Below are 25,345 nucleotides of genomic sequence, written 5' to 3'. Positions count from 1 at the left end.
GGGCCACGTCGGGGGGCGCGGAGCGGCCGGGCCGCAGCGGTCATCTGGCTCATCGGGGGGTTCCCTTCGTGGTCCTGCTGGCATGCGGGGTGGTGTCGCGCACGCGCTCTGCGACGCGAAGTCGGGCCGACGCGGCCCGTGGGTTGGTGGTCACCTCGTCGTCTCCCGGCGCTTCCGCGCCTCGGGTGACGAGGGAGAGGTATGCCGCGTGCTCCGGGAGCTCGACCGGCAGACCGGGAGGGGTGCTGGAGGTGGCGCCGGCGGCGAAGGCGCGCTTCGTCGCACGGTCCTCGAGCGAGTGGTAGGACAGGACGGCGATCCGGCCGCCGACGGCGAGCACGTCGATCGCCTCGTCGATGGCGCGGCGCCAGACCTCGAGCTCGTCGTTGACCTCGATGCGCAGGGCCTGGAACGTCCGCTTGGCGGGGTGCCCGCTCTGGCGCTGCGAGGCCGCCGGGATGACCCGCCGGAGCATCTCGACGAGGCGGCCGGAGGAGGTGTAGGGCTCGATGGCCCGGTCGTGGACGATCGCCTTGGCGATCTTGCGGGCGAAGCGCTCCTCGCCGTAGTCGCGCAGGATCCTCGTGAGGTCCTCCACGGAGTAGGTGTTGAGCACGTCGGCGGCGGTCTTGCCGCTCGACTGGTCCATGCGCATGTCGAGCGGCGCGTCCACGCGGTAGGCGAAGCCCCTGTCGGTCTCGTCGAGCTGCAGCGAGCTGACCCCGAGGTCGAAGAGGATGCCCTGGACGGCCGGGACGTCGAGGCCGGCCACGACGTCCTTGATGTCGTCGTAGACGGCGTGCACCGGGCGGAAGCGGTCGCCGAAGCGGGCGAGCCGCTCCCCCGAGAGGGCGAGGGCCTCGCGGTCCCGGTCGATGCCGACGACCACGCACTGCGGGAACCGCTCCAGGACGCCCTCGGCGTGCCCACCCATGCCGAGCGTGCCATCGACGTGCACGGCGCCGGGCTGCTCGAGGGCGGGCGCGAGAAGCTCGAGGATCCGGTCGCGCATGACGGGGACATGGCGACCCTGCGCCGGTCCTCGATCGCTCATGTGCGTCCCTCCCACGCTCGTGCTGCTGAGGCCCCTGCTGGTGCATCTGTGATGCACGGGGCTGGTGTGCCTGTTGTGACCTGACGGCGGATAGGGATCCCCGTCAGGGTGGTGGTGTGGATCGGCCGGACGGCCGGAGTGGCAGTGACCAGGTGGAGGGGTGCTGATCAGGTGCCGGTCGGATGGTCTGTGGTGGTGTCGCCCACCTGGGGGCTGGTCCCCATCCGCTGCCTCGCCCGAGACGGGGGAAGTCGTCCCGGGAGCGGAGCGGCTGGAGGCCGGCACGCAGGTGGTGGTCGCTGGGCTGGTCCAGAAGTAGTACTGGGGTCGGTGCTGTGGCGAGCGGCGGCCGGGCTCAGAAGAGCCCGGGGATCACCTCCTCCGCCGTGTCGGCGAAGCTCTGCTCGGTCTGCTCCAGGTAGGCGTTCCAGACGCCGCTGTCCCAGACCTCGAGCCGTGAGCCGGCCCCGATGACGGTCACCTCACGGTCGAGCCCGGCGTACTGGCGCAGGGTGGCCGGGATGGTGAAGCGGCCCTGCTTGTCGGGGATCTCGTCGGAGGCGCCGGAGAGGAAGACGCGCATGTAGTCGCGGACCGCCCTGCTCGTCGTCGGCGCCTGGCGCATCTGCTCGGCGACCTTGACGAACTCGTCCATCGGGTAGATGAACAGGCTCCGCTCCTGCCCTCGGGTGACCACGAGGCCGCCCGACATGCGCTCGCGGTACTTCGCCGGCAGGAACAGCCGGCCCTTCTCGTCGAGTCGAGGGGTGTGCGTCCCGAGAAACATGGTCCGCCACCTCCCCCTTTGTCGACCCGCGGGCAGTCCCCTTGACTCCTTGAAGCCCCACCGTACTCCACTTCACTCCACTTGCACTGAAGTTTGCCCCATTTCGACGCGGCGAGTTCCGCGTCGTCGCAGGTCAGCACCGGTGGAGCGAAGTGGAGTGGTCGCGGCTACCAGGGCCGGAGCAGCGGACGGACGAGGCGTCAGGAGCCCAGGACAGCAAGCGCCGCGCGCCTCCGGCCACGCGTCGTGTGCTCACCGGTGGGTCAGAACCGGTTGAGAGCAGGTGAGAACGAACCGAACGGCGGACCCGGACGTTGGAGGTGGAGGAAAGTGGGAACGCACACAGCAAGCTCTCGGGTGCCGTTGAGGTCTCCATCGGGTCACGACCCGGGCGGCACTATCGGCGTCGAGGGTCCATGGGAGAAGATCGCGTCACGGATCGCGCGCCTCGCCACGAGCGGGACCGCGCCATGACATGGGGACGACCAGCGGAGGACAGCGTGACGACCACGGACACCGGGCTCGAGACGACGACATCGACGAGCCCCGCGATGGGCCCCTCGACCGGCGCCGCCGACCTCGGTCTGATCCACGAGGTGGCAGACCGGCTCATGCGCGCCATGGAGAGCGTCATCGAAGGCAAGCCCGACGTCGTGCGAACGACCGTGACCGTGCTCTTCGCCGGTGGGCACCTGCTCATCGAGGACGTGCCGGGCGTCGGCAAGACGATGCTCGCGAAGACGCTCGCCCGCTCCATCGACGCCACGGTCCGCCGCATCCAGTTCACGCCTGACCTGCTGCCCAGCGACGTCACCGGTGTCAGCATCTTCAACCAGGACGCCCGCCGCTTCGAGTTCCGTCCCGGCGCGATCTTCGCCAACGTGGTCGTGGGCGACGAGATCAACCGGGCGTCGCCGAAGACGCAGTCCGCGCTGCTCGAGTCGATGGAGGAGCGCCAGGTCACCGTCGACGGCACGACCTACCCGCTGCAGGCCCCCTTCATCGTCATGGCGACGCAGAACCCCATCGAGATGGAGGGCACCTACCCCCTCCCCGAGGCCCAGCGCGACCGCTTCATGGCCCGCATCTCGATGGGCTACCCCTCACCGAGCGCTGAGCTCGAGCTGCTCGAGAGCCACGGCGCCAGCTCACCGCTCGATGCCCTGACGCCCGTCACCGACGCCGAGACGATCAACCGCGTCGTGCACGCCGTCAGCCAGGTCCACGCGAGCCCCGCGATCCGCCAGTACGTCGTCGACCTCGTGGGCCGCTCCCGCGCGACGTCGGCCCTGAGGCTCGGCGCCTCCCCGCGAGCAGCCCTGCACCTGCTGCGGGCCACGCGGGCGTATGCCGCGCTGGAGGGTCGCGACCACGTCATCCCGGACGACGTGCAGGTGTTGGCCGGTCCGGTCCTCGCCCACCGCCTCATGCCCTCGAGCGAGACCCAGCTCGCCCGCCGCACCACCGGCGACGTGGTCACCGACCTGCTGCGCCAGGTCCCGGTGCCGCCCGCAGCCCGCTGAGCGCAGGCACGCGGCCATGCGCTCGCTACGCAGCGTCCTGACCACGAGGGGCAGGGCCTTCATGGGCTCGGGCACCGTCCTCGTCCTCGCCGGCATCATCTTCGGCTTCCGCGACCTGACCCGCTTCGGGGTGCTGCTCGTCGCTCTGCCCGTCGTCTCCGCCGTGCTGGTGCGCACCCGAAAGACGCGGATGCGCATCGAGCGGCACACGCACCCCGAGCGGATCAGCGTGGGACAGGAAGCCCACGTCGCCCTCTCCTTCGAGAACGTCTCGACGAACACCACGCCGATCTTCCTGGCGGAGGAGCGGCTGGACTACATCCTCGGAGACCGGCCCCGCTTCGTCGTGGGCAGGATCCCCCCGGGGCGCGTGCGCACCATCGACTACGCCGTGCGCTCCCACCTGCGCGGCCGCCACCACCTCGGGCCCCTGGGCGTGCAGGTCCAGGATCCCTTCGGCCTCGCCAACCGCAACGCGGTGCTCGAGGGCCGGGCCGATCTCGTCGTGCTCCCGGCCGTGCACCCGCTGTCGGCGAACCGTCAGCCCAGCGCCGGTGTCGGCTCCGAGGGCGAGCAGGCGCACCTGATCGCCCTGCACGGCGAGGACGACGTGACGATCCGCGAGTACCGCGAGGGTGACGACCTGCGACACATCCACTGGCCCGCGACGGCACGCACCGGCGACCTCATGGTGCGTCAGGAGGACCGCCCCGCCCAGCGACGTGCCGTCGTGATCCTCGACCCGAGGCCGTCGGCCCACGGCGGCACGGGTCCGGACAGCTCATTCGAGTGGGCGGTCACGGCGGCGGCGTCGGTGGCCGTCCATCTGTGCGAGTCCGGGTATGCCGTCCACCTCGTCTGCGCCGAGACCGTCGAGACCTCCCGTGCGGCCGAGACCATGGCTCCCGACGAGATCCTCGACGTGCTCGCCGTCGCCAGCACCCGGGACGACACCGGTGAGAACGAGATCCTCCGGGCCGTGCAGGCCCTGGCTGCTGCAGGCGGTTTCCTCGTCGCCATCGTCGGCCCCCTGGGCAGTGACGTCACCTCACGGGTGGCCAGCCTGCGCCAACCGGGCACGACGGGGCTCGCGCTGGTGCTCGACGCCCGGAGCTTCGGGCCGACCGCTGCCGACGCGGTGGAGCCGCACGTCGACGCCCTACGCCTGGCCGGCTGGCGCGCCGTGCCCGTCGACCGGGACGAGGCCATCGCCCACGTGTGGGCCCTACTGACCGCTGCCGCCGTGGGAGGACGTCGATGAGCCGGCGCCGCTGGAGGATCACGCTGCTCGCCGCACTGGCCACGCTGACGGCGATCTACCCCATCACCAGCCTGTTCTCCGAGGCGAGCTGGCTGCCGTCGGCCGTCCTCGTCATCGCGCTCGTCGCCGGACTCGGGCTCGTGGCGCGTGGCCTCACCAGGTCGCGGCTGCTGGTGGTGGTCACCCAGGTGCTCGTGACGGCATACGTCCTCCTCGCCGGCTGGGCCGGCGACACGTTCACGCTGCTGCTCCCCACCCCCTCTACCGTCGAAGCTGCCAACTCCCTCGGGCTGCAGGCCCTCGAGACGGTGCAGCGCTACTCCGCCCCGGCCCCGCTCAACGACGGGATCTCCTTCTGCCTGCTCGTGGCGACCGCCGTGGTCGCGATCGCCGTCGATGCCCTGGCCGCCACCTGGCGCAGCCCGGCGGCCGCGGGCCTGCCGCTGCTGACGGCATACCTCATCACCGCGGCCAATGGGCAGTCGGCGCTCGCGCTGCGCTACTTCGTCGTCCCGGTCGTACTGTGGCTCGTCATGCTGCACACCACCGCGCGGGCGCAGTTCGGCCGCTGGGGCACCACGAGCGCTGCCGACCGCAGCGAGATCGACGAGGCCGCCCACGACCGGGACGCGCTGCGGTCCTTCACGGTCGGCGCCCTGCGGCTCGGCGCCATCGGCGTCGTCGTCGCGCTACTCGTCCCGGCGGTCGTGCCGCACTTCCCGCCCCGCTACCTCACGGAGGGCCTCGGGCGGGCCGGTGAGGGCGGCGGAGAAGGATCCGTCGGGTTCAACGACACCCTCGACCTCTCCCGCAGCCTCAACAACCAGGACCAGTCCCCCGTCCTGACGTACACGACGACCGGCTTCACCCGGGCCCCGCTGCGGGTGCTCGCGACCTCCTACTACTCCCGCGGCCAGTGGAGCACCGCCGCACCCACCGGTGCGCGCCCGGACAACCCCGCCCCGCTGCCGCCGCCCTCCCAGCGCCGTGACTACGTCATCACAGTCACCGACAACACGCTGTCCGCTCCACGCATCGCGGCTCCCTACCCCGTGGTCGCCGTCGCGATGGAGGGCACCCCGTGGACCATCGACCCGGTCACGCGCGACGTCCGTGTCGGTCGTGCTGTCAGCAGCTACCGCGTGACCTACGCCGACCTCGCCCCGTCAGCCGCACAGCTGCGTGAGTCCGGCAGGCCCGACTCCCCCGAGATCACCGACGACGACCTGAGCATCCCCGACCGGTCCCGCGAGCTCGTCCAGCGGTGGTCCGACGAGGTCACCCGCGGAGCGAACAACCCGCTGGACAAGGCCATCGCCATCCAGAACCACCTGCGTGACACCGGCCGCTACACCTACTCGCTCGACCTGGGTGAGCCGCTGAGGGACTCCGAGGGACGACTGCTGGAGCCGATCCAGAACTTCTACGAGACCCGCCACGGCTACTGTGTGCAGTTCGCCACGGCGATGATCATGATGGCGCGCGCGCAGGGCATCCCCGCCCGGATGGCCATCGGCTTCCTGCCCGGGCAGCTCTCCGACGAGCGCTACGTCGTGCGCGCGAGCGACGCCCACGCATGGCCCGAGCTCTACTTCCAGGGCTACGGCTGGCTCCGGTTCGAACCCACCCCGGGCGTCCGCTCGGGCACGCCACCGCCGTACTCCGTCGTCGGGTCGGACGCCGGCTCCTCACGTGGTGGCCGAGAGGTCACCGAGTCCACGTCGGGCTCGGCGTCCGTGGCCGTGCCGACGACCACGGCGCAGCCGACCGCCGCCCCGGTCCGGCCGCAGGAGTCGCTGATGGACTCTGTGGGCCACGCATTCACCTGGCGCAACGTCGCTACATTCGTGGCCGTGCTCGTCGGGCTGCTCGCGGCCTTCGTCATGCCGATCACCGCCTGGCTGCTGCGCGTGCGCCGCCGACGGGCCGCGGCCACGCAGCAGGACCTCATCGAGGCCGACTGGGACGAGCTCACCTCCCACCTCGGCGACCTGGGCCTGCGCGCGCCGGACGGGGTCACGCTCAGACAGCTGCGCGAGCGCTATGTCACCGAGGGTCATCTCGACGACCAGAACGCCACGGCCATGTCACGCGTCACGGCGACGCTCGAGAAGTCGCGCTACGACAGGCCCGAACGCACGTCGGCGCAGGAGGCCATGCGCCTGCACGAGGACATCCGCTCCATCCGACGCCAGGTCGGGCGCACGCGAGCCTGGCAGACCCGCGTCCGGTCCTTCCTCTGGCCGGAGTCCGGCGTCGCGTTCTGGCGCTCGCTGCCGAGCCGTCTCCCCCGCCGGACGGGCTGACCGGGGCCCGCTCGGCGGCCGCGCTCCGGTCGACCGGTCATGTCACCTCCGAGGGGTGATTCGCAGCCCTGGCGACGGGTGTGCCATGGAGGGAACTGATCGGAGGCTCTCATGTGTCGTTGGCTTGCCTACTCGGGCTCCCCGGTGCTTCTGGAGGATCTGCTCTACAAGCCCGAACACTCACTCATCGTGCAGAGCATGAGCTCCACGATGGGCGCCGAGCCCGTCAACGGCGACGGGTTCGGCGTCGGGTGGTACGGGGAGCGGGACACGCCGGGGGTCTTCCGGAGCATCGAACCGGCATGGAACGACCGGAACCTTCGGGACCTGTCGGCCCACGTGCGGTCGCCTCGTGTCTTCGCCCACATCCGTGCCGCCATCGGCTCGCCTGTGCAGCAGACGAACTGTCACCCGTTCCGCAAGGGGTCGTGGCTATGGATGCACAACGGCTTCATCGACGGGTTCCACGCGATGAAGCGTGACCTCGCGCTGGCGATGGATCCGGACCTCTTCGCGGACCTGGAAGGCACCACCGACTCGGAGATGCTCTTCTACCTGGCGCTGACCTTCGGACTGGCCGAGGACGCTCCCACGGCGGTCGCCCGGGCGGTGGGCGTGGTCGAGGAGTCGGCGATGCGCCACGGCATCGGGTTCCCGATGCAGGGAACCATCGCGACGACGGACGGAGCGACCACATGGGCCTTCCGCTACTCCAGCGAGGGGCGTTCGCGGTCGCTCTTCCACAGCACCGACGTGGCAACGTTGCGCCACCAGTACCCCGACATGCCGCAGCTGCACCTGCTGTCCGACGATGCGCGCCTCGTGGTCTCGGAACCACTGGGTGACCTGCGCGGCGCCTGGCAGGAGGTCCCGGAGGCGAGCTACGTGTTGATCCACGGTGGTGAGGAGACGATCCACCCGTTCAAGCCGCTGGTACCCGCCGGCACCGCCTGAACCCTGGGCGACCCCGGGACATGCCGCAGGTCAGGCGCCCGATGGGCACCTGACCTGCGGCTTGCGCGATGTGGTGAGCCGGACCGTCAGTCGAGGTAATCGCGCAGCACCTGGCTGCGGCTCGGGTGACGTAGCTTGCTCATCGTCTTGGATTCGATCTGGCGGATGCGCTCACGCGTGACGCCGTAGACCTTGCCGATCTCGTCGAGCGTCTTCGGCTGACCGTCGGTCAGACCGAACCGCATGGAGACGACTCCAGCCTCACGCTCGGAGAGCGTGTCGAGCACCGAGTGCAGCTGCTCCTGAAGGAGCGTGAAGCTCACGGCGTCGGCCGGGACGACGGCCTCGGAGTCCTCGATGAGGTCACCGAACTCGCTGTCGCCGTCCTCACCGAGAGGCGTGTGCAGCGAGATCGGCTCGCGACCGTACTTCTGGACCTCGACGACCTTCTCCGGGGTCATGTCGAGCTCCTTGGCGAGCTCCTCCGGGGTGGGCTCACGGCCCAGGTCCTGGAGCATCTGGCGCTGCACGCGGGCCAGCTTGTTGATGACCTCGACCATGTGGACCGGGATGCGGATGGTGCGCGCCTGGTCGGCCATGGCACGGGTGATGGCCTGCCGGATCCACCAGGTGGCGTACGTCGAGAACTTGTAACCCTTGGTGTAGTCGAACTTCTCGACGGCGCGGATCAGGCCCAGGTTGCCCTCCTGGATCAGGTCCAGGAAGAGCATGCCGCGGCCTGTGTAGCGCTTGGCGAGTGACACGACGAGTCGCAGGTTGGCCTCGAGCAGGTGGTTCTTGGCCTTCTTGCCGTCCTGCGCGATCCACCAGAGCTCGCGCTTGAGCTTCATGTCGATCTTGTCGCCGGAGTTGAGCTTCTCCTCGGCGAACAGGCCGGCCTCGATGCGCTTGGCGAGCTCGACCTCCTGCTCGGCATTGAGCAGGGCGACCTTGCCGATCTGCTTGAGGTAGTCCTTGACCGGGTCGGCGGTGGCACCGGCCGTCACGACCTGCTGGGCAGGGGCGTCGTCCTCGTCGTCGTCTCGGATGACGAAGCCGGACTCCTCGGTCTCCTCGGTCTTGGCCGCGGTCGCCGGCGTCACGTCGTCGCCCTCCTCGGACTCCTCCGCGTCGTCCGCACCCTCGACGGCCTCGACTGCCTCGGCGGGAACCTCGACGTCCTCGAGCTCACCCACCGGCGCGTCGTCCGGTTCGACGTCGCCGTCGTCAGCGCTGGGTGCGTCGCCGTCGGCCGCGGTCGCAGCCTTCTTCGCCGGGGCCTTGGCGGCCGTCTTCGTGGCGGCGGTCCGCTTCGTGGCAGGCTTCGCCGCGGCCTTGGACACACCGGCGTTCGTCGCGGCCTTCTTGGTCGTGCGCGCCGCTGCAGCCTTGGTGGCCGTGCGCTCGGTGCCCGGCGCGTCTTCGGCAGGCGCCGCCGCGGCGGGCGCCTTCCTGGCCGTGGTCTTGGTGGTCGCGGTCGTGGTCCGCGTGGCGGATTTCGTCGCCGCGGCGGTGCTGCTTCGTGCGGTGGCCACAGTGCCTCCCTTGGTCCCTGTTCGGGTCTTCTTCGTCGTGCTGGAGTGTGGCGCGTCGACGACGATCTCGATGTCGTGGGCCTCGAGGGTGGTGAGGACCGGCTTCATCTGCTTCAGGTCGAGCCCCGCATCAACCTGGGCACGGGCGATCTCCGTGCCGGTGATGCTTCCGTTGGTGCTGCCCTTGACCAGGAGCTGCATGATCGCCTCGTGCTGGAACACCTTCGGCAGGGTCTTGGGAGCTCCAGGGGTTGTTGCCTTGGGCACGGATGCAGTCGCCTTTCGTGGCAGGTCTCGTCAGATGATCGCGCCGGTTGCCGGGCATGCACCATCACAACGAACGAGAATGGGGGAAGGTGCCGGAGGGGCTTGGCCGGTTGGAGTCGATCCCTGTGTCGATCTCTCGGTGTGCCTTGTGCGATCCGGTACTGCACCATTATAAAACGGCGGGCGTCGTCTGCGCGAACGGACACCGAATCCACGCCTGCCATTGTGCCGGTGGCCCTCTTGCCGTGGACCGGACTGCGCAGGCGCGACGCCGTGCGAGGCGGCCGCGGAGCGCTCAGTCTCCCTTGACGGCGAGCACCGGACAGCTGGCGTCCAGCAGGATCCGCTGCGCGTTCGAGCCGAGGATCAGCTTGCCGACGGGGCTGCGCCGGCGCAGCCCGATGACGATGAAGTCGGCGTTCTCCTCCTCGGCCACTGAGATGAGGTCCTCGGCAGGGTCGTTGCCGCGGACGAGCTGACGGACCTCGTGCTCGAGGCCCCTCTCCTCGAGGAGCGCCTGGACGCGGGAGAGCTCGGTCTCGAACTGGCTGGCCTCTTTGGCGTCGAAGTCCTTGCCTCCGCGGTGGGAGCTGATGACGACGAGCTTGGCGCCACGCAGGACGCACTCCTCGGCGGCACGCTTGAGAGCCGCTCGACCTTCCTTGGTGGCGACATAACCGACGACGATGGCCACTTTCCCGGACCTCCTTGGGACGGAAACAACCAGTGGTCGCACCGTACCCGATCCCGAGCCGTCCGGCGCATCGCTCCGCAGGGCCCGGAGGTCAGCGGTCCTGCGCCTCCAGAGCGTCGCGCAGAATGCGGCCGACCTGCTGCTCCTCGATGAGGAAGCCGTCGTGACCGAAGTCGGAGGTGATGTGCGCGCGAGTCGAGGAAGGCAGGGCCGCGTGCAGCTCGTCCGACAGCCGTGGGGGGTAGAGCCGGTCGGTGTCGACGGAGACGACCGTGCAGTCCGCGGTGACGCGGGAGAGCGCCGCCCGCAGCCCGCCGCGGTCGCGGCCGACGTCGTGGGAGTTCATCGCCTCGGTCAGCACGACGTAGGAGTTGGCGTCGAAGCGCCGCGACAGCTTCGACGCGTGGTGGTCGAGGTAGGACTCGACGGCGAAACGGCCGCGGTCGCCCGCCCGCAACGGGTCCTCGCTCCGCTGTGGCTGGCGCCCGAACCGCCCGTCGAGCTCGGCCTCCGTGCGGTAGGTGATGTGGGCGATCCGGCGCGCAAGGCCGAGACCGGTGTCGGGCCGCCGGTCGCTCGCGTAGTAGTCGCCCCCAGCGAAGTCAGGGTCGCTGCGGATCGCCAGCAGCTGCGGCTGGCACCAGGCGATCTGGTCGGCAGTGGCGTAGGCCGTCGAGGCGAGCACGATGCAACGGTCGACGTCGTCCGGGTGGGTCACGGCCCACTCGAGGGCTCGCATGCCGCCCATGGAGCCGCCGACGACGGCGGCCACTCGCCGGATGCCCAGCCGGTCGAGGAGCAGCCGCTCGGCAGCCACTTGGTCTCGCACCGTGACGTAGGGGAACCGGCTCCCCCACGGGCGGCCGTCCGGCGCCGTGCTGGAGGGACCTGTGCTGCCCTGGCACCCACCGAGCACGTTGGAGGCGATGACGAACCACTGGTCCGGGTCGACGGGAGCGCCGGCACCGATGAGTGAGTTCCACCAGCCCGGGGAGGCATGTCCCTCCCCTGCCTCGCCGACCACGTGGCTGTCGCCGGTCAGCGCGTGCTCCACGAGGATGACGTTGTCGCGAGCCTCGTTGAGCCGGCCCCAGGTCTCGTAGGCGATGCGGGCCCCCGGCAGGGTGCCACCGCGCTCGAGCTCGAGGTCACCGACGGCCGCGAACTGCCGGCGGCCGACGGGGCCACCTTCACGCCAGGCGCCGTCCGGTAGCACCTGCCGGGGAGGCTCGTGCCCCACACCCGGGTGGACGGCCGACGTCGTGTCGCCGTCGGCCCGGGCAGCGCCAGCGGTCGCGAGGCGCGCGGGACGGCGCGTGCCGTGCTTCCGATGGATGACAGTCATGGGGGTGCTCCTCCACACTCGCGCTTGCACACACCCGGGATCTGGGTGTGGCCGGGTCCTCACCCGGGGCACCCCACCGCGAAGGAGGGTTGCCGACCAGCGAGCCGGGGCTTGTCACTGGTGCTCATGACCTGCCCCAACCATACGCGAGGGCTCACAGAGAGCGGGTCCGGCGGTCCACGACATGGACGTCAGGCACACCGCGGCGGTCGCATCCCGACGTCGAGGGAGTCACGGACCACCCGGCCGAGCTGGGAGTCGGGATCGAGCTCGAGGGCGCGATCGGCCGCGACCCCGGCCCTGGCCCCGTCGCCACTCCACCATGCGACGGCGGCCACGACGGAGAGCAGGGGCGCCGCATGGTCGGCCGGGGTCAACCGGCACACCTGCTCAAGTCGCGAGAGCACCAGACGCGGCGTCGCCGCCTTCTCCCAGTCACTCCAGCGCTCACCGTCCCCAGCCGGCGTCGGAGAGATCGCCTGTCCCGGACCCCCACCGTGGTCGTCATCCGTGTCCTCGCGTGCGCCTCGGCCACCGATCCCGGAGGCGTCGCGGTCCAGCAGGTTGTACAGGGCACGCAGCTCCTCGACGTCGGCGTCCGGCAGTCGTGCCCCGACCTCGGTGCCGCTGAGGGGACTCTCGTCATCCGGCCTCTTAGGTCCGCTTCCGGCCCTGGACCGGCCCGCATCCTGTGCATGACCGTGCTGGTCCTGCTCGGTCCTGAGCCGCAGCCCGCGACCGAGCAGGAGCTCGAGCATGACGACGACCTCGTCCGCCACGTCAGCGGGATCGACCATCCCCGGGCACAACCACCCGAGGAGAGCGTCGCGCACCCGCAGGTCACGCAGGGGGCCGACCAGCGAGGGCAGCCAGTGCTCGATGCCGTAGCCCTCGACCTCTCCGTGGAGCACCCCTCCCCAGGCGACGAGGGCGTCGTTGACCAGGAACTGCCGCGCGCTGGGGTCACCGCCGTCGAGGACCCCGAGCTCCACCTTCGGCGCGCGGCCGAGCCTGCGGGGGCATCGGCGACCGGTCGGCTGGTCGTGCTCACCGGACACCGACCCCCCGGCCGCCTCGTACCGGCGCTGCCAGTCCGCGATCGCGGCGAGGGCGAGGTCGTGGCGCGGCCCGGACGGCGCCAGCGGCTCGACCACTCTCGCGAGCTCCTCGCGGTCGGCCAGCACCGCGTGCCCGAGCGCGACGTAGCTGGCGACCGCCGGCACATCAGCCTGCTCCGGCAGCAGCCGACCCTCCTCGGGACAGCAGTCACAGCCCACCGACCACCAACGCCCGTCACGCACGACGAGGCGCTCGCGGACCACCACCCGCTCGGACTCCGCTCCTGATGCGAGGGCCTCGATCAGCGCCAGCGACTCGTCGCGGTCGTCCTCGAAGCCGACGAGCGCCACCGAGGACGGGTCGCCCTGGAGCAGGGTCGGCAGGATGCCGGCCGCAGCCTCGACGGCGAGGTCTGCGTCGACGAGGTCCAGCCTCGCCACCAAGCCCAGGCGCCTGCCGTGGAAGCACACGACCACGACGCTGCGCGCCGGCTGAAAGCCCAGGTGGAAGGGGATGATGGTCAGCAGGTCGGCTGGCCCGGACAAGGAGATCTTCGGCATGTTCCGAGCCTCAGGGTCGGGGACGCCGGCCGGCAGACCCCAGCCCGCGCCTGTGGACCGCCGCTGCCCGTCGCGAAGGGGTGTGGACGACGAATGGCGACAACCGCGCCGCCCGGGATCACCCCACAGGCGGAGCGCCGGTCAGCGCTCCAGACGCTTGCGCACCGACTCCAGGACGTAGTCGGTCGCCGCCTGGCGCATGCCCTCTGGCAGCTTCACGCGGTCGGCGCGGCCGCCGCCCGTCCCGGCACCCGTCGCGGCACCCGTCGCGGCACGCGTCGCGGCGCCCGGGCCGGCGCCCGTGATCCGGATGACGCGCTCGAGGATGCGGCCGGGTGCCGCCGCCCCGGTCGCGTCCCGGTCGCGGCGCAGCGCATCGTCGCCGCCACCAGCCCCAGCCCCTGACCCCGGGGCGTGGCCGCCAGGGGCGTCCGAGGCGTCGGAGGCGCTGACCGGATCCCCCGGCACCGTGGCCCGTGAGGCGTCGAACGAGGCACCACCAGGCCGCGACCAGCGCCCACCAGCGGACCGGAAACGGCGCACGCCCTGACCGACCTCCCAGGCGAGGAAGCGGTCGGTCTCCTCGAAGAAGGCCTTGAGCGCCCATGAGATGACGACGGCGTCGTCGGCCGCTCCGATGATCGGCAGGAAAGCCTCGGGCAGCAGGTCGATCGGCGACGCGACGTACGCGACGGCGCCGGCGACGAGGCCGAGCCGCTTGAGGGTGGTGCCGGCATACGTGCCGTCGAGCGTCGCGCGCACCAGCCGCGGCACCGCCTGGACCCGCTCGCTGACGCCGGGCGCGCCGGGGCGTGTGGAGGCACGCACGACCGAGGCGACGGTGGCGGCCATCTTGATCCGGGACGCGGGCTTCATGCCCGGCCCAACGATCGGGTGGTGCCGACGATTCCCGGTGGCTGACGGGGATGCCGAACGGTGATGCGCGCAGTCTTCATGGTCACGGCCTACCCGCTGCCCGCCCCGTCAGCGACCGAAGGTCTCGACGGGCGGGAACTCCTTGGCCGCCTGCTTGCCGACGCGGCCCAGCATGTAGACGTCGACTGCGGCGCCGATGAGGCCGCCCACGACGGGCACGGCCCGCCCGAGCCGGGCGAAGGTGCTCTGGCCGATGCGTCCGAGCAGGCGGAAGCCGATGGCCTTGTTGAGGACCATCAGGGCCGGTGCCGGCAGCTGGTTGAAGGCGACCGAGGAGAGCTTGCCACCGGCGGCCACCAGCCCGGCCTTCTTGAGCAGGTCTTCGCTGTCGGCGCCGGCGAGGGTGAGCAGGATCGCCGACCGGATCTCGGGCTGGTCGATGTCGTAGCCGCGCACCTCGGCCGTGGCCGCGGTCATGCGCGTGGCGAGGAGGTAGAACTCCAGGACGTTGGCGGGCAGGGAGATCGGCATGGTGAAGAAGCCGCCGAGACCCGTGGCGAAACCGCCGACGGCGCCGAGCCGGCGATGGTCGCGCGCGATGGTGCGTAGCGCCAGGTCGCGGTTGCCCCGGGCGTTGGCGAGGGCGGCCGCGGCCACCTTGTTTGCGGAGTCGAAGGGCCCCTTGCCGTCGATCCCGACGTCGAGCAGCCGCTCGACGAGCCGGGTCGCGGCGCCGGAGAGCCCTCCCTCAGCCGGAAGGGCGGCACGCTCGAGCGCACCGGCGTCCTTCGCCGTGCGCAGCTGCGCGGCGGTCGCGTCCGATGCCTCGACGGTCTCCTGCCTGCCCCAACCCATGATGCCCACCGGCTCAGCTCCTTCGTGTGACGTTCCTCGTGCGCGGCTGTCCGGTTCGGCGCCGACGACACCGTATGCCGGTTGTCCGGCACTGGCGTCCTCGTACCCGGTCGGCGCCACCGGGGAGCGCGCGTGCGCGTCGGCACCCTCTCGTAGGGTCGCTCCCATGGGAGAGACGAGCGGGCCGGCCACGGCAGTCCTCGACGTGCCGCTGGCGCAGCTGCGGCGCGATCGCACGTCGGTGAAGTGGGGCGTCCACGACCCCGACGTGATCCCGATGTGGATCGCCGAGATGGACTGCCGGGCATGTCCTGCCGTCGCCGACGCCGTCAGCGCGGCCGTGACGCGTGGCGACACCGGCTACGCCGTGACGCAGGAGTATGCCGCGGAGCTCGCTGCGTTCGCCGACGCCGAGTGGGGGTGGGGCTTCGACCCGCACACGACGACGCGGGTGGCCGACGTGCTGACCGGCGTGACGCACCTGCTGCGGCTCTTCACCGACGCGGGCGGTCCCGTGGTCGTGAGCCCGCCTGTCTACAACGCGTTCTACGACGTGGTCGGGGCGTGCGGGCGACGGGTGGTGGAGGCCCCGCTCGGCCCTGACCACCGGCTCGACCTCGACCGTCTCGCCGAGGTGTTCGCCGCGGCGACAGCCGGCGGCGGCCGGGCGGCATACCTGCTGTCCAACCCGCACAACCCGACCGGGACGGTGCACACGCCGGCGGAGCTGGAGGCACTGGCCCGGGTCGCGGAAGAGCACGGCGTCCGCGTCGTCTCCGACGAGATCCACGGTCCGCTGGTGCTGCCCACCAGCACGTTCACGCCCTACCTCACCGTTGCGGGCACGGAGCGCGGCGTCACCGTGACCTCCGCCTCCAAGGCGTGGAACCTCGCGGGTCTCAAGGCAGCGGTCATCGTGCCCGGCGACGGCGCCGTCGACGATGTGCGCCGGCTGCACCCGTACGTCACGTTCGGGGCGAGCCACCTCGGTGTCATCGCCCAGACGGCCGCCTACCGCGACGGTCGCGCGTGGGTGCACGGCCTCGTCGAGGAGCTCGACACCAACCGTCGCCTCCTTGCCGAGCTCGTTCCCGAGCACCTCCCCGGCGCCCGGCTCGTCGTCCCCGAGGCGACCTACCTTGCCTGGCTCGACCTCCGCGGTCTCGGCCTCGGTGACGACCCCGCGCGCGAGATCCTGCGCCGCGCGCGGGTCGCGCTCTCCCCCGGCACGACCTTCGGCTCCGGTGGGGCGGGGCATGCCCGGCTCAACTTCGCCACGTCCCCCGAGATCCTTCGCGAAGGCATTCAGCGGATCGCGAGCTGCCTTGATTGACAACGCTCCCGGCCCGCCCCTCATCGCGCTCGTCCTCGGTCCGCAGGGTGCGTATGCCGTCGGCCAGGGTGTCGACGAGGCGTGGCCGCTCGACGGCGTGACCCAGCGGTTCGTCGAGACCACGTCCCGCCTGGGGCCGCGCTGGGTGGTGTGGTCCGCGACGTCGACCCTGCGTGGGGTCGTCGGCGCGGGAGTCGAGGTGTCGCGCACCTGGGACCTCGCCGAGGCGCACCGCATCGTCAACGGCGGCTGGTGGGCCACCCCCGGCCACGTCGTGGCGGGGTGTCGCGGGCTCGACGAGGCGACCGTCCCGGTGCGGCGCTCGCCGCGGCTGAGCGGCTTCGACGGCGACCTCTTCGACGTGGCGGCCGGTGAGGACGCCACCCTCCTGACGCCGGAGGGGCACCTGCGCGCGAACGCCCTCGCGTGGGCCACGGACAGCTCACGCCTGCGCGAGCTCGCCCTGCTCGCCCTCGAGTGCCAGGCAGCACAGAAACTGGCCCTGGCGGGCGTCGGTGGGGCGCACACGGCGAGGCTGGAGCGCACGGTGTGGTCCGAGTCGGCGGCGGCGGTGCTCTGCCTCGAGCTCGAACGCGACGGGCTGCCCGTCGACCGGCCGGCCGCCGAGGACCTCATCGCCGCCTCGGCCGGGGCTCGGCCGCGGGACGACGCCGACGCGGCCCGCATCCGGGCCGAGCGGGACGCTCGAGTGCTGCGCCATGCGGCCGGCCGCGAACGCACCGACCTGCGCAACCCCGGGCAGGTGCGCGACCTGCTCCTCTCGGTGGGAGTGGACGTGCCCAACACGCGCGCCTGGGTCCTCGAGCCCTACCGGCACACCCACCCGCTGGTCGAGGCCCTGCTGCGCTGGCGCAAGGACGAGCGCATCGCGACGACGTACGGCTACCGCTGGCTCGACGAGCACGTCGGACCCGATGACCGCCTACGTGGCGGCTGGACCGCGTGCGACGGCGCTGCCGGGCGGATGACGGCCCAGAACGGCCTGCACAACCTCCCCGCTCCCCTCCGCCCGGCCATCTGCGCCGCGCCCGGTCATGTCTTCGTGCGGGCCGACCTCGGCCAGATCGAGCCACGCGTCCTCGCCGTCGTCAGCGGCGACCGGGCGTTCGCCGAGGCCACCCGCGCCGACGACCTCTACGCCCCGGTCGCGGCCAAGCTCGGCGCGGAGCGGCCGCGTGCGAAGGTGGCCGTGCTGGCGGCGATGTACGGTCAGCGGTCGGGCGCTGCCGGAGAGGCACTCAAGGACCTCGAGCGCGCCTACCCCGTGGCGATGGGCCTGCTCGACCGGGCGTACACCGACGGCGTCGCGCGTCGCCCGGTGCGCACGTGGGGCGGCCGGCTCATCCGCTTCGGCGCCGTGCCGGTCCCCGGACCGGCATCGGAGCGGGGCGTCGCGGAGCCCTCCGGCAGTGCCGAGCCGTCCACGGCGAGCGCGGACGGGTCCCGCGGTCGCTACGCCCGCAACGCGATCATCCAGGGCTCCGCGGCGGAGCTCTTCAAGGCGTGGGCGGCCACGGTCCGGCACGCGGTGCGCCCGCTGGGCGGCCAGATCGTGCTGTGCCTCCACGACGAGCTGCTCGTCCACGTGCCGGAGCAGCAGGCGGCCGCAGCGGCAGCAGCGGTGGAACAGACGCTGACGAGCGCGGCCCGCACCTGGGCGGGCACCGACGAGGTGCGCTTCGTCGCCGACACGTCGATCGTGCGCCGGTGGAGCGAGGCCAAGGGCTGACCTCGTCCCGGCCGGTCACTCCTCGTCGGAGACGTCCTTGAGGAATGCCTCGAACTCCGCGCCGATCTCGTCGGCGGTGGGCAGGTCGGACAGGTCCGTCGCGAGCAGGCTGCGCTGCTGGCGGCCCTCGAGGAAGGTGTCGTACTGCTGCTCCAGAGCGCGCACGACGGCGGTGATCTCCTCGGAGTCCTCCATCTGGCGGGCGATCTCGGCGCGGTTGAGCCCGGCGGTGGCCGCGAGCTCACGCAGGTCGAGGTCGAGGCCGGTGGCGGCGCGGACGCGCTCGAGCCCGACGACCGCGGCGTCGGCGAACTCGCTCTGCCCGAGGTAGTGCGGCACGTGCACGGCGAAGCCGATGGCGTCACGGCCGGCCTCACCGAGCCGCAGCTCGAGCAGGGACGAGAAGCTGGCCGGGACCTGGACGGTGCCGAAGGCGGGGTCGTTGCCCGTGACGAGGCGGGGGTTGGTCCCGTGGGCGGTCACGCCCAGCGGGCGCGTGTGCGGCACCGCCATCGGGATGCCGTGGATGCTGACCGTCAGGTCGACGCCGAAGGTCCGGATCATCCTCGTGGTGGCCTCGACCATGCGGTTCCACTGGTAGTCGGGCTCGGGGCCGACGAGGAGCAGGAAGGGCACCCCCTCCTGGTCGATCACGCGGTGGAGCAGCAGGCTGGGGTCGTCGTAGCTGCTCCAGTGGTCGCGGTCGAAGACCATGACGGGACGGCGGCCGCGGTAGTCGAGAAGCTGGTCCACGTCGAAGGAGGCGATGACGCGCGACTCATGGGTGGCGAGCAGGTGGTCGGCCATGAGCCGCTGGGTGTGGCCGGCGTCGATGAAGCCTCCGAGGGCGACGACGAGGACCGAGGCCTGCAGCTGCTCGAGCTGGCTCGGCGACATGTCGCTCTCGAACTGGAAGAGTTCGGTCGGGTCCTGCACGGGTCTGGCCTTTCGTCGTACGGGATGCACACGGGTGCTCTGGTGCAACGCCTCGCTGCGTTTCATGATTCCCCGCGGCGGCGAGCAGGCCAGGGGTCAGGTGGCCACCTTGGCGATGGCCTTGAGGATGCGTTGCGGGGAGACGCTGTATGCCGTCCCGACCGTCTGCGCGAAGAGCGAGACCCGCAGCTCCTCGATCATCCAGCCGATCTCGACGACCTCGGCCGCGCCACGCTGGGCGGGCCGCAGCGAGTCGAGCAGGTCGGCGTAGCGGCCCTCGACGAGGTCGACCTGCTCGAGGGCCTGTGCGTCGCGCGGGAGGTTGGCCGGCGCCTTGTCGAGCCGGTGCGCGACGGCGCGCAGGTAGCGGTCGAGGTCGGGCAGGCGCCCCAGGCCGGTGTCGGCGACGAACCCGGGGCGTACGAGCTCGCGCAGCTGGGCGCGGACGTCGGCGAGCAACGGCCGGATCGCGGGGCTGCTCGACCGGTCGAGCTCGGCGAGCCGGTTGGTCAACCCCAGGTGCTTGGCGAGGATCGGCTCGACGAGCCCGACGACCTGCACCACCTTGGCCGTCGTGTGCGTCCGCACGGCGGACAGGGCCCACTCGAAGTCCTCGCGGGTGCGCACCGCATGGTCGGTGCGGTCGGTCACGGCGTCGTCGCGGATGGCATCGACGGCAGCGGCCAGGCAGTCGTCGAGCAGGGCCGGCACGCTGCCGTGCGGGTTGTGTCCCAGGGCCAGCTTCTGGGTGTTCGTGAGCCGCGACAGGATCTGCTTCCACGGCGGCGAGATGCCGAGCAGCAGCAGCCGGCGCACCCCCAGCCGGTGCTCGGCCTCGGCCTCGGCGCGGGTGGGCAGAACCCGAAGGTCTACCGCCGAGCCGGTGTCGACGAGGGCGGGGAAGCCCTGGATGCCGCTCGAGCTCTCGAACGTCTCGGGCACGTCTGCGTTGGGGAAGCTCGTCAGTCCGGTGCGTTCGACCCCCGAGCCGGCGCGGCTGACTTGGCGGCGCAGCTGCGGGGTCGCCGTGTCGCGCACCGCCTCGAGATCCTTGCCGGTCGCGACCGGGCGCCCGTCGGGGCCGTCGACGCTGAAGGTGACGCTCAGGTGCGGCGGGACGCGCTCGACGTCGAAGTCCGTTGGCGTGACGGCCACGCCGGCGCGGCGGCGTAGCGCCGTCGCGAGCCCGACGAGCAGCGGGCCGGACGTCGGGTCGAGCTCGGGCAGCACGGCGCGTGCGTGGTCGGGGGCCGGTACGAGGTTTCGACGGATCCCTTTGGGCAGGCTGCGGATCAGCGCGGTGACGAGCTCCTCACGGAAGCCCGGCACCTGCCAGTCGAAACCCCCCGGGGTCACCTGGTTGAGCCGGTCGACGGGGATGTGGACCGTGACACCGTCCTGGGCCGACCCGGGTTCGAACTGGTAGGTCACCGGCAGGACGTTCTCGCCCTGGACCCACGTCGTCGGGTGGTCCTCGTCGGCGATGCTGCCCGCACTTTCGCGCAACAGCAGCTCCTCGGTGAAGGTCAGCAGGTCAGGCGTCTGGCGACGAGCCGTCTTCCACCACGTGTCGAAGTGGCGCCCTGACACGACGTCGGCAGGGATCCGCTTGTCGTAGAAGGCGATCAGCGTGCTGTCGTCGACGACGATGTCCCTGCGACGCGTGCGCGCCTCCAGCTCCCCGAGGCGCTCCACCAGGGCCGCGTTGTCGCGCAGGAACGCGTGATCGGTGTGCCAGTCGCCCTCGACGAGGGCGTGCCGGATGAAGAGGTCGCGGGCCAGCTCGGGATCGATCCGGCCCAGCCCCACGACGCGCCCCACGACGAGCGGCACGCCGTAGAGCGTGACGCGCTCCGTGGCGACGGCAGAGCCCCGCCTGCCCGACCAGCGCGGCTCCGAGTACTGGCGCTTCACGAGGTGCTCGCCGAGCTGCTCGGCCCAGATGGGGTCGATGCGGGCGTTGACCCGAGCCCACAGGCGGCTGGTCTCGACGAGCTCCTCGGCCATGACGAACTGGGGTTGCTTGCGGAAGAGCGCGGACCCCGGACCGATGCCGAACCGCGTGCCGCGCGCGCCGGCATACTCCCGCTTCTGCTCGTCGCGGACACCGACGTGCGAGAGCAGCCCGGCGAGCAAGGACTGGTGGATGGCGTCGGCGTCGATCTCGCCCTCCCCGACCTGGGCGGTGCCACGACTCACGTCCAGCCCGGCCTGCTTGGCGGCCTGCTTGACCTGGCTGTGGAGGTCCTGCCACTCGCGGATCCGCAGGTAGTGCAGGAACTCCGCCTTGCACATCCGCCGGAAGGCGCTGCTGCTCAGCTCGCGCAGCTGCTCCTTGAGGTAGGCCCAGAGGTTGAGCCACGTGACGAAGTCGCTCGTCTCGTCAGCGAAGCGCTTGTGCGAGGCGTTGGCGAGCTCCTGCTTGTCCTGCGGCCGCTCGCGCGGGTCCTGGATCGACAGCGCCGAGACGATGACGAGGACCTCGCGCAGCACACCACGCTTGTCCGCCTCGATGACCATGCGGGCGTGGCGGGGGTCGATGGGTAGCGTCGCGATGGTGCGGCCGTATGCCGTCAGGCGACGTCCCGGGCGACGCCTCCCTCGGGCGTGGGCGGGTTCGTCGTCCTCTGGGGCGAAGGCCTGCAACTCTTCGAGGAGGCGGACACCGTCGGTGATCTGCCGGCTGTCGGGCGGGTCGACGAACGGGAAGCGGGCGATGTCACCGAGCCCCAGGCTCGTCATCTGCAGGATGACGGAGGCAAGGTTGGTGCGCAGGATCTCCGGGTCGGTGAACTCCGGGCGGCTGTCGTAGTCGTCCTCGGAGTAGAGGCGGATCGCGATGCCGTCGGCGACACGCCCGCAGCGGCCAGACCGCTGGTTGGCCGAAGCCTGGCTGATCGGCTCGATGGGGAGGCGCTGGACCTTGGTGCGCTGGCTGTAGCGGCTGATGCGCGCGGTACCGGTGTCGATGACGTAGCGGATGCCCGGGACGGTGAGCGAGGTCTCGGCGACGTTGGTGGCCAGGACGATCCGCCGGCCGGTGTGCGGCGCGAAGACCCGGTGCTGCTCGGCCGCGGACAGGCGCCCGTAGAGCGGGACGACCTCGGTGACAGGCAGCTTCAACCCGTTCAGGGCGTCGGCGGCGTCGCGGATCTCCCGCTCGCCGGAGAAGAAGACGAGGATGTCGGAGCTGGTGCCGGAGTGGCGTTCGGTCCAGAGCTCCTCGACGGCGTCGCAGACCCCCGTCACCATGTCGCGCTCCTCGGCCTCCGGGCGGTCGGGGTCGATGAGTGGGCGGTAGCGGATTTCGACGGGGAAGGTGCGACCCGACACCTCGATCACCGGTGCGGGCACGCCAGTGGCCGGGTCGGCGAAGTGCTCGGCGAAGCGCTGCGGGTCGATGGTCGCGGACGTGATGACGACCTTGAGGTCGGGCCGGCGCGGCAGGAGCTGCTTGAGGTAGCCGAGGATGAAGTCGATGTTCAGGCTTCGCTCGTGCGCCTCGTCGAGAATGATCGTGTCGTAGCGACGCAGGTCGCGGTCGCGCTGCATCTCGGCGAGCAGGATGCCGTCGGTCATGACCTTGACGAGGGTGTCGCGACTGCTCTGGTCGGTGAAACGCACCTGGTAGCCGACGGCGGTGCCCAGCTCGACCCCCAGCTCCTCCGAGAGCCGCTCGGCGACGGCGCGGGCGGCGATGCGGCGCGGCTGCGTGTGGCCGATGAGGCCGTCGATCCCCCGGCCCAGCTCGAGACAGATCTTCGGGATCTGGGTCGTCTTGCCCGAGCCTGTCTCGCCGGCGATGACGACGACCTGGTGGTCCCGGATCGCCGCGGCGATGTCGTCGCGCCGGTCGACCACCGGCAGGTGCTCGGGGTAGGTGATCGGCGGGACCGTGGCGGCCCGGGCCGCGCGCCGGGCCTGCTGGTGCTGGGAGACGGGCGCCCGATCGCCCATCTGGGGACGCCGCGGTCCCCGGCGACGCGGTGCCCGCGAGCGCGCAGGAGCGTTCGCGGACTCGTCGGGCATTCCGACAGGATAGGCGGGTTGCGCGGACGCTCCGAACCGATATCCGACCGGGCGGCCTCCGCTCCCCGACGGCGGACGGGTGGTTGGATGGGCCCACCGTCACCACAACCAGGGGATTGCCGTGGCCAGCCAGCCGTCGACCGACCCGTCGTCCGCCGTGCAACCGCCCAGCCCGGGTCCCTGAGCGAGGCACTTGTGTTCGACCCAGACCGCAGCCGTCCGGCGCTCCCGGACCCGCAGCAGGACCGCCACGTCGCCTTCCCGGACGACTCCCCCGAACCGAGCCAGCCGGCATTGCCGTCCCTGCCTGCCGAGGCCTGGGCTCGGCCCGCTGCCGGCCCCGGAGCCTGGTCGCCCCGCGCAGCGCCCTCCATCCTCTCGACCCCGCCGACGCGCCCGGCCCCGCGCCGAAAGGCGCCCGCCTGGTTGCTGGCGCTCCTCTTACCCCCGCTGCTGCTCGGGATCGCCAGCCACGGCTCGGACGAACCCCTGTCCCAGGACTGCTCGTACGTCGACGCCGATGCAGGACCGATCATCTACGACTGCGCCGGTTTCAACCCCGGCACGGGTGACGGGCTCCCGGCGGACTCCGTCCGAGGAGTGTGGGCGGAGAAGGTCGCCGGCGCCACCCCTGTGGGCCCGCTCCTGACCGGGTCACCGAGGGTCGAACCGGTGCCCGCGCAGACCCGCTCGCTTCGCGTCGAGCTCGTGGCCTCGCCCGGTCGCGGCGAGGGCTCGCCGCTCCAGGCCACCGTCGACACGACGGCGGGTCTCGCCCCCTTGGACTTCTACGAAGGGACGCTGCCCTACTCGTTCGAGCTGCACGTCGACTCGCATCCGTCGAACCTGTCCGTCTCGGCGGCCCTCATGCGCGGTGCGGGAACGCTGCAGTGCAGGGTCTACGCGGGCGACAAGCTCGTGGCCATCGACACCTCGTCCAGCACCGTGACGTGCACGCCCGCGATGTGAACCTCCCTCAGATGTCGGCGTCGTCGGGGTTGGCGCGAGCGGCCTTGCGCCGCTTGTTGATCGCGATTCGCGCAGCCATCGCCTTCTGGAAGGCGAGGTGCCAGAACCGGCTGATCACCAGCTCGCGCTCCCCCACCATCTCGACGACGTCCGCGCCGGCCCCCAGCTTGAAGAGCAACAGACCGGTGAGGGGGCTGGTGGCGCCGAGCGAGGTGTTGAAGCCGCGGAAGTCGTAGGCCTCGCAGCCGGCGGCTGCCGCGTCACGCATGGCCTGCCACTGCAGGGCGTTGGAGGCCCGGGCGTCCCGGTTGCGCTCGGTCGAGCCGCCGTAGAGGTAGGAGAACGTGCGGCCGAAGCGGATCATGAGCGCCGAGGCGAGCACGTCGCCATCCACGTGGGCCTCGTAGAAGCGCGCCTGGACCGCCTGGTCGTCCGAGGCGAAGGAGCGGGCCATGACGTCGAAGTACCCCTTGGGCCGGGGCAGGAAGTTGTCGCGCTGGGCCGACTCGACGTAGAGCTCATGGAAGGTGTCGAGCCCCTCCGGTCCCACGGCGCGCACCTGCACGCCGGCCTTCTCGGCCTTCTTGACGTTGCGGCGCCACTGCTGGTTCATGCCCTTGAGCAGCTCGGCCTCCGTGCGGCCCCGCAGGTCGACGATGCAGAGCAGGCGCGGCTGGCCCACCGCCACGCCGTCGGCTCCCAGCGGGAGCCAGTGGTTGCGGTCGAGCCACGACTCGAGGCTGCGGGCCGTGGGGTTGTCGACGGCCGCGGGAAGGCTGGTGAAGCTGAGCAGGCCGTTCTCGACGACCTGCTTCTTGACCGCGTCGCGGTCCCAGATGCGGGAGACGACAGGAAAGCCCAGACGCAGCGCGAACGCCTTGGTGCCCTTGGCCCAGGCGACCAGGGGGTCGACCCAGCGGGCTGCGTCGGTCGCGACGACGTCCCAGGGCAGAGCCGGCCCCTCGGGCAGGTACGCGTACGAGCGGGACAGGCGCGGGATGGTGCGCGAGAGCACCAGTCCGGCGCCTACCCGTCGGCCGTTGCCGTCGAACCAGCCGAGGTGGGTGCGGCGCCATCCCGCCTTGGCCCGGCCCCAGGCGGGGGTCTGCAGGAAGCTCCCGCCGAGCTCGAGAAGCGTCTCGACGGCCTCGTCGGCGCTGATCTCACGCACCGTGAGTGGGCCGACGGGCGTCGCCGGCGCTTGGCCCGTCGACGCAGGGGCAGAGGTCTGCTCGGTCATGGCGGCCACCCT

The 25,345-nt window shown here is 71.6% G+C and carries 18 protein-coding genes and 1 riboswitch; of the genes, 7 read left to right on the top strand and 11 right to left on the bottom strand.

The features are described 5' to 3' along the window. Window positions 1-49 precede the first annotated feature (49 nt). The gene (gene rsmH, locus AC3WRT_RS16980) at window positions 50-1,054 is read right to left on the bottom strand and encodes a 16S rRNA (cytosine(1402)-N(4))-methyltransferase RsmH (protein ID WP_492724013.1); all 1,005 of its coding nucleotides are present in this window, start codon (window positions 1,052-1,054) and stop codon (window positions 50-52) included. Window positions 1,055-1,409: 355 nt separating this feature from the next. Continuing rightward, window positions 1,410-1,841, bottom strand: coding sequence for a division/cell wall cluster transcriptional repressor MraZ (gene mraZ, locus AC3WRT_RS16975; RefSeq protein ID WP_492724009.1), 432 nt, complete (start codon window positions 1,839-1,841; stop codon window positions 1,410-1,412). 551 nt (window positions 1,842-2,392) lie between these two features. On the opposite strand from mraZ, the gene AC3WRT_RS16970 reads away from it, so the two are divergent. The 4 genes from AC3WRT_RS16970 to AC3WRT_RS16955 all read left to right on the top strand — a co-directional run bounded on the left by AC3WRT_RS16970 (window position 2,393) and on the right by AC3WRT_RS16955 (window position 7,885). Continuing rightward, window positions 2,393-3,364, top strand: a complete 972-nt coding sequence (locus AC3WRT_RS16970) for an AAA family ATPase (protein WP_492724015.1) — start codon at window positions 2,393-2,395, stop codon at window positions 3,362-3,364. 16 nt (window positions 3,365-3,380) lie between these two features. Continuing rightward, window positions 3,381-4,625 (top strand): DUF58 domain-containing protein, encoded by a 1,245-nt coding sequence (locus tag AC3WRT_RS16965; RefSeq protein ID WP_492724007.1) that lies wholly within the window; start codon window positions 3,381-3,383, stop codon window positions 4,623-4,625. Continuing rightward, entirely contained in the window at window positions 4,622-6,931 is a 2,310-nt protein-coding gene (locus tag AC3WRT_RS16960) for a transglutaminase TgpA family protein (RefSeq protein ID WP_492724004.1), read from the top strand. Before AC3WRT_RS16965 ends, AC3WRT_RS16960 begins: the two co-directional genes overlap by 4 nt. A 111-nt stretch (window positions 6,932-7,042) precedes the next feature. Continuing rightward, window positions 7,043-7,885, top strand: a complete 843-nt coding sequence (locus AC3WRT_RS16955) for a class II glutamine amidotransferase (RefSeq protein ID WP_492724002.1) — start codon at window positions 7,043-7,045, stop codon at window positions 7,883-7,885. 86 nt (window positions 7,886-7,971) lie between these two features. Here the strand turns inward: AC3WRT_RS16955 and AC3WRT_RS16950 are convergent, their stop codons facing one another. From AC3WRT_RS16950 to AC3WRT_RS16925, 6 genes are all read right to left on the bottom strand, one after another. Further along, window positions 7,972-9,642: an RNA polymerase sigma factor gene (locus AC3WRT_RS16950; protein ID WP_492724001.1), complete on the bottom strand. Its 1,671-nt coding sequence runs from the start codon at window positions 9,640-9,642 to the stop codon at window positions 7,972-7,974. A gap of 340 nt (window positions 9,643-9,982) precedes the next feature. Further along, window positions 9,983-10,381: a universal stress protein gene (locus AC3WRT_RS16945; protein ID WP_492723999.1), complete on the bottom strand. Its 399-nt coding sequence runs from the start codon at window positions 10,379-10,381 to the stop codon at window positions 9,983-9,985. A gap of 91 nt (window positions 10,382-10,472) precedes the next feature. After that, window positions 10,473-11,726: a homoserine O-acetyltransferase MetX gene (gene metX, locus AC3WRT_RS16940; protein ID WP_492723997.1), complete on the bottom strand. Its 1,254-nt coding sequence runs from the start codon at window positions 11,724-11,726 to the stop codon at window positions 10,473-10,475. 15 nt (window positions 11,727-11,741) lie between these two features. After that, a riboswitch (SAM riboswitch) is annotated at window positions 11,742-11,858 on the bottom strand. Window positions 11,859-11,917: 59 nt separating this feature from the next. Continuing rightward, complete coding sequence (locus AC3WRT_RS16935) at window positions 11,918-13,345, bottom strand: DUF4192 domain-containing protein (protein WP_492723995.1); 1,428 nt, start codon at window positions 13,343-13,345, stop codon at window positions 11,918-11,920. Between the two features lie 141 nt (window positions 13,346-13,486). Beyond that, entirely contained in the window at window positions 13,487-14,221 is a 735-nt protein-coding gene (locus AC3WRT_RS16930; protein WP_492723993.1) for a YkvA family protein, read from the bottom strand. A 108-nt stretch (window positions 14,222-14,329) separates the two neighbouring features. Continuing rightward, the gene (locus AC3WRT_RS16925) at window positions 14,330-15,076 is read right to left on the bottom strand and encodes an EcsC family protein (protein ID WP_492724014.1); all 747 of its coding nucleotides are present in this window, start codon (window positions 15,074-15,076) and stop codon (window positions 14,330-14,332) included. 166 nt (window positions 15,077-15,242) lie between these two features. On the opposite strand from AC3WRT_RS16925, the gene AC3WRT_RS16920 reads away from it, so the two are divergent. Beyond that, window positions 15,243-16,409 carry a MalY/PatB family protein gene (locus tag AC3WRT_RS16920; protein ID WP_492723991.1) on the top strand — a complete coding sequence of 389 codons (1,167 nt, stop codon included), beginning with the start codon at window positions 15,243-15,245 and terminating at the stop codon, window positions 16,407-16,409. Then, window positions 16,402-18,159: a DNA polymerase gene (locus tag AC3WRT_RS16915; protein ID WP_492723989.1), complete on the top strand. Its 1,758-nt coding sequence runs from the start codon at window positions 16,402-16,404 to the stop codon at window positions 18,157-18,159. The genes AC3WRT_RS16920 and AC3WRT_RS16915 overlap by 8 nt, the downstream gene beginning before the upstream one ends. A 15-nt stretch (window positions 18,160-18,174) precedes the next feature. Here AC3WRT_RS16915 and AC3WRT_RS16910 read toward each other — a convergent pair whose 3' ends face one another. Next, entirely contained in the window at window positions 18,175-19,095 is a 921-nt protein-coding gene (locus AC3WRT_RS16910; protein ID WP_492723987.1) for a PAC2 family protein, read from the bottom strand. A 96-nt stretch (window positions 19,096-19,191) separates the two neighbouring features. Next, window positions 19,192-23,124, bottom strand: a complete 3,933-nt coding sequence (gene hrpA, locus AC3WRT_RS16905) for an ATP-dependent RNA helicase HrpA (RefSeq protein WP_492723985.1) — start codon at window positions 23,122-23,124, stop codon at window positions 19,192-19,194. Window positions 23,125-23,319: 195 nt separating this feature from the next. Between hrpA and AC3WRT_RS16900 the strand changes: the two genes are divergently transcribed. Continuing rightward, window positions 23,320-24,093, top strand: a complete 774-nt coding sequence (locus tag AC3WRT_RS16900; RefSeq protein ID WP_492723983.1) for a hypothetical protein — start codon at window positions 23,320-23,322, stop codon at window positions 24,091-24,093. A gap of 7 nt (window positions 24,094-24,100) precedes the next feature. Here the strand turns inward: AC3WRT_RS16900 and AC3WRT_RS16895 are convergent, their stop codons facing one another. Next, complete coding sequence (locus AC3WRT_RS16895) at window positions 24,101-25,333, bottom strand: lipid II:glycine glycyltransferase FemX (RefSeq protein ID WP_492723981.1); 1,233 nt, start codon at window positions 25,331-25,333, stop codon at window positions 24,101-24,103. Window positions 25,334-25,345: the final 12 nt, after the last annotated feature.

The sequence above is a fragment of the Terrabacter sp. FW104-15G4B genome (assembly GCF_058790095.1).
This window is presented reverse-complemented; position numbering and strand designations above follow the sequence as displayed.